The 12,878-nt window shown below is 69.5% G+C and carries 14 protein-coding genes; 8 read left to right on the top strand and 6 right to left on the bottom strand.

The genetic code is table 11. The features are described 5' to 3' along the window. Positions 1-78: 78 nt before the first annotated feature. From ACYVF6_RS45150 to ACYVF6_RS45160, 3 genes are all read left to right on the top strand, one after another. Entirely contained in the window at positions 79-1,308 is a 1,230-nt protein-coding gene (locus ACYVF6_RS45150; RefSeq protein WP_460533045.1) for a hypothetical protein, read from the top strand. Positions 1,309-1,363: 55 nt separating this feature from the next. Continuing rightward, positions 1,364-2,113: a DUF72 domain-containing protein gene (locus ACYVF6_RS45155; protein ID WP_460533048.1), complete on the top strand. Its 750-nt coding sequence runs from the start codon at positions 1,364-1,366 to the stop codon at positions 2,111-2,113. Between the two features lie 118 nt (positions 2,114-2,231). Beyond that, positions 2,232-2,726, top strand: a complete 495-nt coding sequence (locus tag ACYVF6_RS45160; protein WP_460533051.1) for a DUF3145 domain-containing protein — start codon at positions 2,232-2,234, stop codon at positions 2,724-2,726. 382 nt (positions 2,727-3,108) lie between these two features. Here the strand turns inward: ACYVF6_RS45160 and ACYVF6_RS45165 are convergent, their stop codons facing one another. Genes ACYVF6_RS45165 through ACYVF6_RS45185 form a run of 5 tightly spaced genes read right to left on the bottom strand, consistent with a single transcriptional unit; the run spans position 3,109 to position 8,246 of the window. Next, positions 3,109-3,867, bottom strand: a complete 759-nt coding sequence (locus ACYVF6_RS45165; protein WP_460533054.1) for an SDR family NAD(P)-dependent oxidoreductase — start codon at positions 3,865-3,867, stop codon at positions 3,109-3,111. Continuing rightward, a complete protein-coding gene (locus tag ACYVF6_RS45170) occupies positions 3,864-4,265 on the bottom strand; it encodes a PPOX class F420-dependent oxidoreductase (RefSeq protein WP_460533057.1) in 402 nt (133 codons plus the stop codon). The genes ACYVF6_RS45165 and ACYVF6_RS45170 overlap by 4 nt, the downstream gene beginning before the upstream one ends. A 9-nt stretch (positions 4,266-4,274) precedes the next feature. Next, complete coding sequence (locus tag ACYVF6_RS45175) at positions 4,275-5,579, bottom strand: (Fe-S)-binding protein (protein ID WP_460533060.1); 1,305 nt, start codon at positions 5,577-5,579, stop codon at positions 4,275-4,277. Positions 5,580-5,593: 14 nt separating this feature from the next. Continuing rightward, the gene (locus tag ACYVF6_RS45180; RefSeq protein ID WP_460533063.1) at positions 5,594-6,787 is read right to left on the bottom strand and encodes an FAD-binding oxidoreductase; all 1,194 of its coding nucleotides are present in this window, start codon (positions 6,785-6,787) and stop codon (positions 5,594-5,596) included. 4 nt (positions 6,788-6,791) lie between these two features. Beyond that, a complete protein-coding gene (locus ACYVF6_RS45185) occupies positions 6,792-8,246 on the bottom strand; it encodes an FAD-binding oxidoreductase (RefSeq protein WP_460533066.1) in 1,455 nt (484 codons plus the stop codon). Between the two features lie 162 nt (positions 8,247-8,408). On the opposite strand from ACYVF6_RS45185, the gene ACYVF6_RS45190 reads away from it, so the two are divergent. From ACYVF6_RS45190 to ACYVF6_RS45210, 5 genes are all read left to right on the top strand, one after another. Further along, positions 8,409-8,999 carry a type III secretion system chaperone family protein gene (locus ACYVF6_RS45190; RefSeq protein ID WP_460533070.1) on the top strand — a complete coding sequence of 197 codons (591 nt, stop codon included), beginning with the start codon at positions 8,409-8,411 and terminating at the stop codon, positions 8,997-8,999. 92 nt (positions 9,000-9,091) lie between these two features. After that, complete coding sequence (locus ACYVF6_RS45195; RefSeq protein WP_460533073.1) at positions 9,092-9,430, top strand: hypothetical protein; 339 nt, start codon at positions 9,092-9,094, stop codon at positions 9,428-9,430. 36 nt (positions 9,431-9,466) lie between these two features. Beyond that, positions 9,467-10,456, top strand: a complete 990-nt coding sequence (locus ACYVF6_RS45200) for a hypothetical protein (RefSeq protein ID WP_460533076.1) — start codon at positions 9,467-9,469, stop codon at positions 10,454-10,456. A gap of 42 nt (positions 10,457-10,498) precedes the next feature. Then, on the top strand, positions 10,499-10,954 hold the full coding sequence (locus ACYVF6_RS45205) for a YbaB/EbfC family nucleoid-associated protein (RefSeq protein WP_460533079.1): 456 nt from the start codon (positions 10,499-10,501) through the stop codon (positions 10,952-10,954). Positions 10,955-11,073: 119 nt separating this feature from the next. Further along, the gene (locus ACYVF6_RS45210; RefSeq protein ID WP_460533082.1) at positions 11,074-11,931 is read left to right on the top strand and encodes a hypothetical protein; all 858 of its coding nucleotides are present in this window, start codon (positions 11,074-11,076) and stop codon (positions 11,929-11,931) included. On the opposite strand, the gene rarD is transcribed toward ACYVF6_RS45210, so the two are convergent. Further along, positions 11,853-12,875: an EamA family transporter gene (gene rarD, locus ACYVF6_RS45215; protein ID WP_460533085.1), complete on the bottom strand. Its 1,023-nt coding sequence runs from the start codon at positions 12,873-12,875 to the stop codon at positions 11,853-11,855. The genes ACYVF6_RS45210 and rarD overlap by 79 nt on opposite strands. Positions 12,876-12,878: the final 3 nt, after the last annotated feature.

Consider the following 12,878-nt stretch of genomic DNA (forward strand, 5'->3'; position numbering starts at 1 on the left):
ACGTCGTATCGTCGGCCACGGCACCTAGGGTGCCATCCCAGACTAAGAAAACTATGAAGGCGGGGGCCTAGCACAAAGATGAGCTCTGAACCGCTACGCCCAGGTGACCCGGCTGTCGTAGGACCATTCCGGGTACGCGGCAGGCTGGCCAACCACCAGGCCGGCGTCGTTCTGCTCGCCCAAGACGCGGCGGGCAACTCGGTCGCGGTCGCGGTGCTGCATGCCGCTGCCGCCGAAGACTCCGCCGTACGCGACCGGCTGGCCGGCGCGCTCGAAGACATCGCCGACCCCGAACAGGTCGCCATGTCCGGCGTGCGTGACCCGGTGCCGTGGGTGGCGACCACCTACACCTCCGGGCGGCCGGACCACGCGCTCAGCCTGCTCGACGCGGCCGCGCTGGCCGGCGGCTCGAGCCTGTTCGGCAGCCAGCAGACCGGACCCGACTTCGCGCCCCACTGGGCGGGCAGCCCGGCGTCGCAGTCGTTCACGCCGACAGGGCCGTCAGGGCCGCAGGGACCGTCGCCGGCGCCGCCGGGCGTACCGGCTGGGAAGCCCCGTGACACGCAGCGCTCGCTGCTGATCCTCGGCGGCATCATCTTCGGCGCGATCGTGCTTGTGATCGGCGTCTGGTGGCTGGTCTCCACCCTCACCGACGACAAGAACGTCACCGCCGACCCCGGCGAGTCGCACCAGACCCTCGGACCGCTGCCGAGCGGCTCGCCGAGCGCTGGGCCGACCACGACGTCCGACCCGTCAGAAACTCCGACGACTGGACCCTCGTCCAAGCCGACCTACACCGACGGCCCGCCCGGGCCGGTCGCCGGCCCGACCTACGGCAAGGGCGAGCCGACCTACCTCATGGAGCTTCGGGGCATGCCGTTCTCGTTCCGTGCGCCGGGTACGTGGGGCTGCGTCAGCGGCTCGGTCAAGGGCCGCCCCGACGTCAAGGCCTGGGTCTGCGCCGACGAGGCCGGAACGTTCGGCAACGGCGAACGGCCGGCGGTCCCCGGCAGGTCCGAGATCTACCTCGAGAAGTGCCCGGCCCCGTGCGGCGCCGCCCAGTGGAAGAAACTGCGCGACACCGCCTTCGACCTCGACGACAAGCAGTGGAAGGCCACCGACTCGACGACGCGCTACGCCGAGGAGAGCCTGCAGTCGGGGAAGACGCGGCTGTCGATGAGCCACGTCTTCGCCTCGAAGGCAGGCGGCAAGGCCGATACGCACATCGGCATCAAGGTCAGCGGGGCACCCGCCGACAAGAAGACGATGCAGAAGCTGATCAACGAGATCCGGACCAAGTCCGGCTGACGAGCGCGCCGGCGGGCTCTGACTAGACCTCGATGGTTCGGGGAATGGCGGTGCCATGCCTGTGCGCGTCGGCACGTCCGGCTGGTCCTACCAGGACTGGCGGGGACCGTTCTATCCAGGCGACCTGCCGCAGCGGTTGTGGCTGGAGCACTACGCCACCCGCTTCTCGACCGTCGAGCTCAACAACGCGTTCTACCGGCTGCCCGGGCGCGACACGTTCGAAGGCTGGCGCGACAAGCTGCCGGCCGGGTTCGTGGTCGCGGTGAAGGGGAGCCGCTATCTCACGCACATCAAGCGGCTGCGCGATCCCGCCGAGCCGGTCCACCGCCTGGTCGAGCACGCCAGGGGACTGGGCGCGCGGCTCGGGCCGTTCCTGCTGCAGTTGCCGCCCACCCTCCGGTCGGACGCCGGCCTGCTCGACGCCTGCTTGGCCGAATTCCCCGCCAGGACCCGCGTGGCGGTGGAGCCCAGGCACGAGTCGTGGTGGGAGGACGCCGGCGCCGTACGGCCGGTGCTGGAACGCCACGACGCCGCCCTGTGCTGGGCGGACCGGCTCGGCCGCCCGGTCACGCCGCTGTGGCGTACAGCGAGCTGGGGCTACGTCCGCCTCCACGAAGGGCGGGCCAAGCCGTGGCCGCACTACGGCCGGGCGGCGCTGGAGTCGTGGGCACAGCGCGTCACCGACACCTACGAGGACACCGCCGACGTCTACGCCTACTTCAACAACGACCCCGGATGCGCTGCCGTGGCCAACGCCGACACGTTTGTGGGGCTGTTACTACAACGGGGTACAACAGTCCAGTAGTTGTAAGGCCGTGCATCCGTACGGCAGAATGTGCACGCGGGTTGGCATCTGACGAAGCCGTGAGACGCCTGTTGAGGACGCAGGGGAAGGCGCTCCTCGAACAGGAAGGTGGAGTCCGGTGACAACCCGAGGTGTGTTGTTCGTACATTCCGCGCCGGGTGCGCTGTGTCCCCACGTCGAGTGGGCGGCCGCCGGCGTACTTGGCGCGCGCGTGAATCTCGACTGGATCCCGCAGCCCGCGGCTGCGGGTGCTTACCGTGCGGAGCTGTCCTGGCAGGGCGCGGCCGGCACGTCCGCGGCACTGGCTTCGAGCCTGCGCGGCTGGCAGCAGTTGCGCTACGAAGTCACCGAGGAGCCCAGCCAGGGCTGCGAGGGTGCTCGCTACTCCTACACGCCCGCGCTCGGGTTGTTCCACGCCGTCACCGGCGTCCACGGCGACATCCTCGTGCCCGAGGATCGGCTGAAGGCCGCGATCGCCAAGGCAGCAAGGGGAGAGGGGAACCTCGAGTCCGAGCTTGATCGTTTACTCGGCAAGCAATGGGACGACGAACTGGAGACGTTCAGGCATGCTGGTGAAGGCGCGCCCGTCCGCTGGCTCCATCAGGTCGTGTGATTCGCATGTTGCGTAAGGTAGGCGAATGGGCGGTCTCGGAGTTCGAGACGGGGGTGCGATTTTGGAAGCTACTCACCAGTTAGGCTTGACCAGACCAGTGGGTTGGTGGGTAACGTTTCGGTGACGCAGGGCGCACCGAAGATCCAACTCGAAGTGACGATCCAGGGCGAGGCCTGACCAGGCCAGGAACCACTTCGAACCTTAGACTTTGTGGCAAGAGGGCGAATCACAGACGTGGCCGCGCGGCGCCGACAGGGGCGACCTCGGTAGCCGAGCACGCGGCCGCACCACGTGGGACGCGGGCCGGGAGTTCCTCCCGGCCCGCGTCCTCTTTTTGGTCCCCGGTTTGTCTACGGTTCTTGTCTCCGGCGAAGTCGTGCCGTCAGGCCGGCGGAACCGCGGTCTGCCCGCCGTCGACGACGAGGAGCTGGCCGGTTACGAAGCTCGACACCGGCGTCCCGAGATACCACGCGGCCTCCGCGATGTCCTCCGGCGTCCCCCAGCGCCCGATCGGGCACAGTTCGAGCCAGTTGCGCTCCGTCGCCTCCACGTCGCCGGAGGCCTCCGCCAGCGCCCGGTTGAGCGGCGTCTCGATCACGCCCGGTGCGATCGCGTTGCAGCGGATCCCCTTGGGTGCGTACTCCGCCGCCAGCTGCCGCGACAGCGAGACGATCGCACCCTTCGAGGCGGCGTACGCCGGTTGCTCCGCGAACCCGCGCAGCGCCTGGGTCGAGGCGATGTTGACGATCGCACCGCGGATGCCGTGCTCGAGCATCGTCCGGACCGCGGCCGCCGAGCCCCAGAACGTGCCGCCCTGGTTGATCGCCCACGTACGTTCGACCGACTCTCGCGTAGCCGTGTGGATCGAGGCCGGCAGCGCCACACCGGCGTTGTTGACCCAGACCGCCAGCTCCCCGTGCTCCATCGCCAGCGCCGCGGCCGCGTCGTGCGTCGCCGGGTCGGTGACGTCGCCGACGTACGGCACGAGCGAGTCGCCGCCGTCGCCGTCGGCCAGCTCCAGCACGGCCTGGTCGCGGTCGACGCCGACCACGGTGTAGCCGCCCGCCTGGAACCGCCGCACGATCCCGAGCCCGATCCCCATCGCCGCGCCCGTGACCACCACGACCGGCGGGCCGCTCACGCGCCCGCCGCGAACTCGACGACCTTCGACGCAACGACCCGGATGATCACTCGCTGCGAACCCTCCGGATCGGCCGGCGGATCCTGGCCGAGATAGCGATGGGTGAGCTGGTACGACATCGCGCGCTCCGGATCGGCCGACACCGATGCCGTGCCGCGGATCTCCAGCGAGTGGTACGGATTCGCGGTGTCGAAGATCGTGATGCTCACCCGCGGATCCCGCTCGATGTTGCGGACCTTGCGACGGTGAGCCATAGCTGAGAACAGCAAGGCCTCGCCGTCCCACTCGTACCACACCACGGACGTCTGCGGACTGCCATCGGCATTGAGCGAGGCGAAGACGGCGAAGTGCTTGCCGTCGAGCAGCGCGAGCGCGCTGTCAGATAAGGAGGTCGACACAACCCCAGGCTAGCGACGCTCCAGCCCTCTGCCACGAATCGAAGCGTCGATCAGCTCGACCGGGTGGTAGAGCGGGAGGTCCTCACCCAGGTGCCGCCGGATCTGCAGCAGGCAACCCGGGTTGGCGGTCGCCAGCGCGTCCGGCGTCACGGTCCGGACGTTCGCGGCCTTGCGCTGGCCGAGCTCCTCGGCCGCCTCCGGCTCCAGCAGGTTGTAGACGCCCGCCGACCCGCAGCACAGCTCGGCCTCCGGGATGTCGACCACGTCGAGCCCCGGAATCGTCCGCAGCACCGCCCGCGGCTGCGCGCGTACCTTCTGCGCGTGCCCGAGGTGGCAGGCGTCGTGGTACGCGACCCGCGACAGGCCCTTGACCGGGTGCCGCGCCGCCCGCGGTGTCAGCTCGGCGAGCACCTCGGTGATGTCGCGCACCTTCGCCGAGAACTCCCGGGCCTTCTCGGCGTACGCCGGATCGTCGGACAGCAGGTCGCTGTAGTCCTTCAGCATCGAGCCGCAGCCGGCGACGTTCACCACGACCGTGTCGACGTTGTACGCCGCGAACGTGTCGATCGTGTGCCGCGCGCGCCGCAGTGCCTCCGGCTCGCGCCCGGCGTGCTCCGACAGCGCCCCGCAGCACCTCTGCTCGGCCGGGACCAGCACCTCGCAGCCCTCGGCCGCCAGCACCCGCGCGGTCGCGGCGTTCACCCGCGAGAAGTACACCTGCTGCACGCACCCGGCGAGCAGGGCGACCGTACGACGCCGCTCGCCGACGGCCGGGATCCGCGTCGGCGCCTTGCCGAACACCTCGCGCAGCTTCACCGGCGGCAGCAGCGCCTCCAGCGCCCGCAACCGCGGCGGCAGCTTGCCGACCAGCCCGCGCCGGTGCAGCAGCTTCCGGATCCCCAGCTTCTGGTAGGCGATGCCGCCCAGCGCGGCGAGCCGCAGCCGGCGGGGATACGGGAACAGCGCGAAGATCAGCTGCCGGAACGCGCGGTCCTTCCAGCCACGGCTGTGGTGCCGCTCGATCTGCGGTCGCATCGACTCCAGCAGCCGGTCGTACTGCACGCCGGACGGGCACGCGGTCACGCACGCCATGCAGCCCAGGCAGGCGTCGAAGTGCCCGACGAGCGTGTCGTCGAAGGACGCGGCGCCCTCGTGCACGAGGTTCATCAGGTAGATCCGGCCGCGCGGCGAGTCCATCTCCTCGCCCCACAACGCGTACGTCGGGCAGGTCGGCAGGCAGAACCCGCAGTGCACGCAGTCGTCGAGCAGGTCCGGATCCGGCGGCCGGTGTGCGTCAAACCCTTGTGCGGTCACGAAGCGTCCGTCCTTTACATCCACGGTGCGAACCGGCCGGGGCAGAGCCGGTTGTCGGGGTCGAGCTGTTTCTTCAACGCCTGCAGCACTTCGACCGACGACGGCGGGCGGCCCCAGGCAGGTACGAGGTCGGTGAGCCCGGGCGCCCCACGGTGCAACGTGACGCTTCCACCGGCTTCGGTGGCGTCGGAACGCCAGGCCTGGAAGACCTCCGCGTGCCCGGCGACCCCGCCGCCGGACAGGCGTACGGTGTGGACGCCGATGCCCACACTCGACGTCAACTCGACCTCGACGCTGTACTCCGAGGCGAGGTAGACCAGCCGGTTGGCCAGCGACGGCATCCGGTCGGGTCGGGTGCCCGCCCGGAACACCGTGTCGCCCTCACCGCCCAGCGCGCTGTCGGCGACGGCTTGCCAGGCCTCCGCCCCCGCCGCGTCGTCGAGGACGTCGGGCGTGCTCGCACCCAGCTTGGTCAGCAGGTCGGCGGCCTTGTCGACTCGCCGGCGGACGCCGTGGTCGGTGCCTTCGAAGCGGACCAGCAGCCGGCCGGTCGTCGCGTCGCCGTGCCACTCGACCGACACCGGTTCCAGCGGCGAGCCGAGCAGGTCGAGGGTGTACCCGAACGCCTGCCCCGGATCGCAGGCGACCGCGAGGGTGGCCGTGGACTCCGGCAGCGGATGCACCCGCAGCACGACCTCGGTCAGCAGGCCGAACGCACCAAGCGATCCGGAGAACAGCTTGGCCAGGTCGTAGCCCGCGACGTTCTTGATCACGTGCCCACCCGACCGCGCCACCGTGCCGTCGGCGAGCACCACGGTGACGCCGATGACGAGGTCGCGCAGCGAGCCGTACCGAGGGCGCAGCGGCCCGGCGTCGCCCGTGGCCAGCAGGCCGCCGACGGTCGCACCGCGCCCGATCCGGGCGGCGTCCAGCGCGACGTACTGGCCCCGCAGCTGGGACTGCAGTGCCGAAAGGGAGATCCCGGCCCCGACCGCGACCGTCATGTCAGACGGGTTGTAGGCCACGATCTGGTCCAGGCCGGTGGTGTCGAGCACGATGTCGGTGGGCTCGACGGGTGCGCCCCACGACTGCGCCGACCCGGCACCGCGGATCAGCACCCGCCGGCCGGCGTCGGCGGCCTTGGTCAGGACGTCACGCGCTTCGCGCAGGTCGGCGGGCCGCTCGGTGATCGGCTCGGCCGTCGACACGGGCTCAGAGTCGTTCGATGACACCGGCGTCCTCCAGCGGATGCGGACGGTACTTTCCCGGCCGTTCGCCGCACAGCCGGGGAGTCGGCAACACCTTGCCGGGATTGCAGAGGTTTTCGTGGTCGAACGCCCGGCGTACGCGGTCGAACGTCGCCAGGTCCTCCTCGCCGAACATCACCGGCATCGAGCAGGCCTTGTCGGTGCCGATGCCGTGCTCACCGGACAACGAGCCGCCGAGCTCGACGCACACCTCCGCGATCTCCTTGGAGAGCTGCTCGGCGCGTTCGTGCTCACCCTTGGTCTCGTCGTAGAGGACCAGCGGGTGGAGGTTGCCGTCGCCGGCGTGGAAGACGTTCGCGACCCGCAGCCCGGCCTCGCGGCCCATCTCGCCGATCCGGCTCAGCGCCTCCGACAGGCGGGTGCGCGGCACCACGCCGTCCTGCACGAAGTAGTCGCGGCTGATCCGTCCGACCGCGGCGAACGCGGCCTTGCGTCCCGTCCAGATCGCCAGCCGCTCGGCCTCGTCGCGGGCGACGCGGATCTTCGTGGTGCCGTTGCCGCGGCAGAGGTCCTGTACGGACTCGAACAGGGCCGCGCACTCGTCGTCGGGCCCGTCGAGCTCGACGACCAGCGCGGCCGGCGTGCCGAGCGTGTAGCCGGCGCCGACCGCGGCCTCGGAGGCCTCGATCGCGAGCTCGTCCATGATCTCCATCGCGGCCGGGACGATTCCCGCGGCGATGATGTCGGTGACGGTCTCACCGGCGGCCTCGATCGAGGGGAAATCGGCGAGCAGCGTCTGGACGGACTCGGGCTTGCGCAGCAGGCGTACGACCACCTTCGTTACCAGCCCGAGCGTGCCCTCCGAGCCGATCATCAGCCCACGCAGGTCGGGTCCGGCGACCTCGGGGGAGGGCCCGCCGAGCCAGGAGCGGGTGCCGTCGGGAAGCACGACCTCGATCGCCAGCACGTGGTTGGTGGTGAAGCCGTACTTCAGGCAGTGGGCGCCGCCGGAGTTCTCCGCGACGTTGCCGCCGATCGTGCAGACCTGCTGGCTGGACGGGTCGGGGGCGTAGTAGAGGTCGTGGGGTGCGGCGGCCCGGCTGATCGCGAGGTTGGTGACGCCCGGCTCGACGACCGCGCGCCGGTTGACCGGGTCGATCTCGACGATCGAGCGCATCCGCTGCAGCGAGATCACCACACCGTCGTGGACGGGCAACGCGCCGCCGGACAGGCCGGTGCCCGCGCCGCGGGCGACGTACGGCACGCGAGCCCGGTGGCACGCGTCGACGGCGGCGGCCACCTGGTCGGACGTGGCCGGCAGGACGACGAGCGCGGGCGTGACGCGGTAGCCCGCGAGCCCGTCGCACTCATAGGTCCGCAGCTGAACGGGATCGCTGATCACGGACTCGGCGCCGACGATGCCCTCGAGCGCTGTGCGCAGTCCGTTGATCGCTTTCATCGAACCCTCCAACCGTGCCGCTCGGTAGGTCTCTGCCCATGACTACTTCCAGGACTATTCCGGCCGGCCACTTCACCCTAACGTCGGATGTTCGCTGCGACGTCCGGCGGCGGTCACGGCGCGCGGCCGGTCCATGCCATGTGTATGCCAGGATCGGATGCCGTGAAGTGGTGGCAGATTGTCCTGATCGTGCTCGGAGTGGCGCTGGCCGTACTCATCGCGTTCGGCATGTGGAGGGAGTCGGGCGCGCGCCGCAAGAACATCGACGACCAGGTGTCGCGCAACGGGTGGAGCCGTGCCGACAGCGACCCGGGCCTGCTGACCCGGTGGGAGGGCGAGCCGTTCAACCTGGGCCGGCAGTACCAGGCGACGAACGTGATCACCGGTGACTACCGCGGGCACACGATCGTCGCGTTCGACCTGACGTTCGTCGCGCGGTTCGGCAACCAGGAGCACGCCCGGCATCAGTACTCCGTCTACGCCGTGTCGGCAGGCGGCGCCACCGATCAGCCGCAGGCGGCGCGGGCCAAGCAGCTCGCCGCGATCACCACGGACCAGGAGCTCGCCAAGCGGCTCACCGCGATGGGCGAGAACGACCGTACGTTCCGCCTGGTGGGCGGCGACCTCCTGACGTGGGACCTCGTACCCCTGGAGGCCTACGCCACCCGGCCGGGCCACCTGGAGAGCCGGTTCGCGCTGCTGATCGACGTGCTCGACCGCATCCCGCCTGGTACGTGGCCGTCGTCACAGTGAGCCCGGTGCCTGTGGACAACCCGGATTGGACGGCCTTGCGGCATATGTAAGGTGTATCGGTCGCAAAACACCAATGAGGGATGGTGCACACGGTGGGAGAAAGACACGTCGACCGAGAGCTGATCCGAAGCATCGGCGAGCGGATCGGTTCGGAAACCCCGGAGCCGCTGAAGTCGGCCATGCGAAAGTCCGACGCCGCTCAGGAAGTGAGCATGGCCAACTGGACGGCTGTCACGAAGTCGTTCGCGTCCGCCTACGTCGTCGCGGTCGAGTACGCCACTCAGTCCTGGGACACCAAGATCGACGACGCGACCCACCTCTCGGAGGCGCTCGCGGTGCTGGCCGACCGCTGGAACGAGATCGAGCAAGTGTCCTCGGTCTCGCTCGAGCAGGCCATGAACGCGATCGAAGGCTCCGGCAACGGTGCCTGAGCACCACGAGCACCGTTAAGCAGAGAGGGTTCGACAGTGAGTATCTCCGAAGCCACCGTTGCGGTTCTTGAGCCGGGCGCGGCCATGGCACAGGGCGCGTACGTCGGCATGATGCTGGCGTGCACGGCGTTCCCGGCCGCTCGTTTCCTCCCGGCCAACCTCGCCAGCGAGGCGTTCCTGCTGCAGACCGACACCGGCGCGATGGGCAAGGCCGCGGTCGACCTGTGGAAGTCCGGCGAAGAGGGCGTGAAGGCCGCCGACGTCATCCGGGAGCAGCTGGAGCGGATCGACGCCGAGACCTGGCAGAGCGGCGACCAGAAGGAGTTCCACAAGTCCGCGACCGACCTGAACACCCGGATCAGCCTGACCCAGATGGTCTGCGTGATCACGGCGACGTTCACGATGGTGATCGCGTTCCTGATCTTCGCGATGATCACCGTGGTCACCGTCTTCGCGGCGATTCTCGGTGCGCTCGCGATCACCTACTGGGCGACCCGGTTCATCCCGTTCCCGCCGGTGCAGGCGTTCAACATGACGATCTTCAGCCTGGGCAACTCGATCAGCTTCTCGTGTAAGTCGTTCATCCGGGCGATGGAAGTCCCGATGAACGCGATCCAGCACACCGGCGCCGGCATCATCGGTGCGCTGACCGCGATGAGCACCGGCATGCAGATGGTCATGGGCGGCGGCCTGCAGGCCGGCCTCGACCTGATCCAGGGTGCGGTCAGCGGTCTCGACGACATGGCGCGCGGTTTCGCGCAGCGGGCCGAGAACCAGTTCCTCGGCGGCGCGGGCATGGGCGGCAAGCTGGCGGGCCGGTTCCCGGGCGCCGACGCGATGCTGCAGAAGGTCGGCCGGTACGCCGGTATGTCGCCGTGGGGCTGGGACTCCGTGGCGCAGGGCTCGCCGAGCGGCACGGGCCGGCTGTTCGATCCCAACGACGGCCCGATCCCGGACCAGGAGTGGGGCAACCGGCACTCCGACGAGCTGGGGGAGAACAACCCCGAGCGGGAGAAGTACCAATAGCACGTCCCTCAGGCGTTGGTGAAATAGCGGAAGGAACAGCACGTGTTCTCGTTCGACCAGATTCCGACGTACCTGCACGACCCCGAGGAGATGGCTCGACAGCAGGCTGTGCAGATGGAGCGGCTGGCCGACTACCAAGAGCAGCTCGCCGCCGCGGCCGGCACGGCCGAGAGCGAGGACGGTGAGATCAGCCTGACGTTCTCCGAGGAGAAGGGCCTGCAGAACCTCAGGATCGACCCGCGCGCGTTTCGGGACGGCTCGGAAGACCTGGCCACCCAGATCCAGGACCTGGTCAACCAGGCCCGGACCCAGCTGCAGCAGAAGCAGGTCGAGATCGCCCGGAGCACGTTCGGCGACACCGTGGATCCGGCCCAGCTGCTCGCAGACATGCCCGAGATGCAGGCGCAGCTCGGCGAGCTGATGAACATCACCCGTGAGACGGGCAACGACGTGGGCATGCTGGTCGAGCGGATCCAGCGCGCGTTCCCCACCAGCTGATCCGGCCGCCGACGGGGCCGCCGGCACTGGTTCCACGGACTCCGCGATACTGAACGTCGATCTCACGCAGCATCGCAACGCGGTTTGGTGACGGCGGGCGAATCCCTGGGAGGGCGCACTTGCGGAAGGGTCGTTTCACGCTGGATCCGGTGCTGGTCATCGGAACGGTGTCGTCGGTCGGGATCGCGGTGTTCTTCTACCGCAACACCACGCTCGCGCCAGCGTTCGCCACGTTCGCGGGCCTGCTCGGCGGGATCATCACGCTGCAGGTGCAGATCCTGCTGCGTGACAAGCGACGGGCCGAGTACGAAAGCCGGATGGGCATGCTGATCCGGATGATCGAGGGCACGTCCTGGCTTCCGGACATCGTGGAGTCGATGCTCCGCTCGGCGACGCGGGTCGAGCAGGAGTACGCCGGTACGCCGGCCGTCGACGCGTGCAAACTCGCGTTCGAGGACTGCCGGGGCAAGCTCACCGACCTGGAGCACGGGCGGTTCCAGCTTCCGTACAACGACAACTCGCTGGCACTGCGACTCGCGCGGAACGTCGAGCGAGAGATGCTGGTGACCAGCGTTCCGGCGATCGATCTGGACTGGTGGGAGGAGCCGGAGGGGCGCGCCTACTGGGAGCACCAGGCTCGGGCGCTGCGGGACGGGCGTGAGATCCGGCGGGTCTTCATCCACAACGGATGGTCGGATCGGCTGGACGCGCTGGCGCGGATGCAGCAGGAGGCCGGTGTGAAGGTGCGTCGGGTGCACACGGACCGGCTGCCGGCGAACATGCGCGTCATCATCGGGCTCTGGGACGGGCGCTGCGGCCACGAGCTCAACTACAACGCGTCGGGTGAGGCGGTGCTGTTCTCGTTCACGGTCGCGCCGTCCGATCTGGCTCGGCTGCGTCAGTTGTTCGAGTTCATCGAGCGGGTGGCTGTGGGGCTCGACGAGGAGGAGCCCGGGCTGCCGGTCGTCACCGCCTGATCCGGCTGGCCCGGCTGGCCCGGCTGGCCCGGCTGGCTCGCTTGCCTGCGGACGGCTGCGCGGAAGCCGTCGTATCCGAGGATCGCCAGCGCCACCCAGATCAACAGGAAGGCGCCCCACCGCGGCCCCGACATCACCTCGCTGAACACCAGCAGGCCGATCAGGAACTGAATGACCGGCTCGAGGTACTGCAGCAGGCCGGCCACGCTCAGCGGAATCCGGTTCGCCGCGGCGCTGAACAGCAGCATCGGCGACAGCATGACGACGCTCGCGCCGATCATCAGCAGCGCGTGTGCCAGCGAGACTCGCCCGAACGTCGCGGTGCCGTCGACCTGCAGCACCAGGCAGTACGCCAGCGCCGGCAGGAACAGGATCGCCGTCTCGACCGTCATGCTCACCACGGCTCCAACGCCGAGCGCCTTCTTGATGAGCGCGTACGCACCGAAGCTCGCGGCCAGGCAGAGCGCGATCCACGGCGGGCGGCCGGTGCCCACGCCGAGCACGAGAACTCCCGCCACACCGGCGCCGACCGCAGCCCACTGCAGGGGACGTGGCCGTTCCCGGAACACCAGCACGCCGAGCAGAACCATGACGAGCGGGTTGATGAAGTAGCCCATCGACGCGTCGATCACCCGGCCACTGGTCGTGGCGTAGATGAACAGTCCCCAGTTGACCGCGGTGAGCAACGAGGCGACACCGAGCAACGCGAGCTTGCGGGGCTGGCGCAGGAGATGCCGTAGGCGCTTCGCGTGCCGGCGCAGGACGATCAGCGCGCCCAGCGCGAACAACGAGCAGACGACGCGCATGGACAGGATCTCCAGCACACCGGACGGCCGCAGCAACGGCCAGTACAGCGCAGACGAGCCCCAGATGACGTACGCGGCCGCGCCCAGCACGAGCCCGCGCCGGGCCTGCGTTTCGGCGGTGTTTCCGGGCGCGGGCATCCA

The sequence above is a fragment of the Flindersiella endophytica genome (assembly GCF_054779015.1).

Coding starts and splice junctions, on each gene's coding strand:
- rarD (WP_460533085.1), bottom strand. CDS start 12,875: ATGCCCGCGCCCGGAAACACCGCCGAAACGCAGGCCCGGCGCGGGCTC.
- ACYVF6_RS45185 (WP_460533066.1), bottom strand. CDS start 8,246: ATGAAAGCGATCAACGGACTGCGCACAGCGCTCGAGGGCATCGTCGGC.
- ACYVF6_RS45150 (WP_460533045.1), top strand. CDS start 79: ATGAGCTCTGAACCGCTACGCCCAGGTGACCCGGCTGTCGTAGGACCA.
- ACYVF6_RS45155 (WP_460533048.1), top strand. CDS start 1,364: ATGCCTGTGCGCGTCGGCACGTCCGGCTGGTCCTACCAGGACTGGCGG.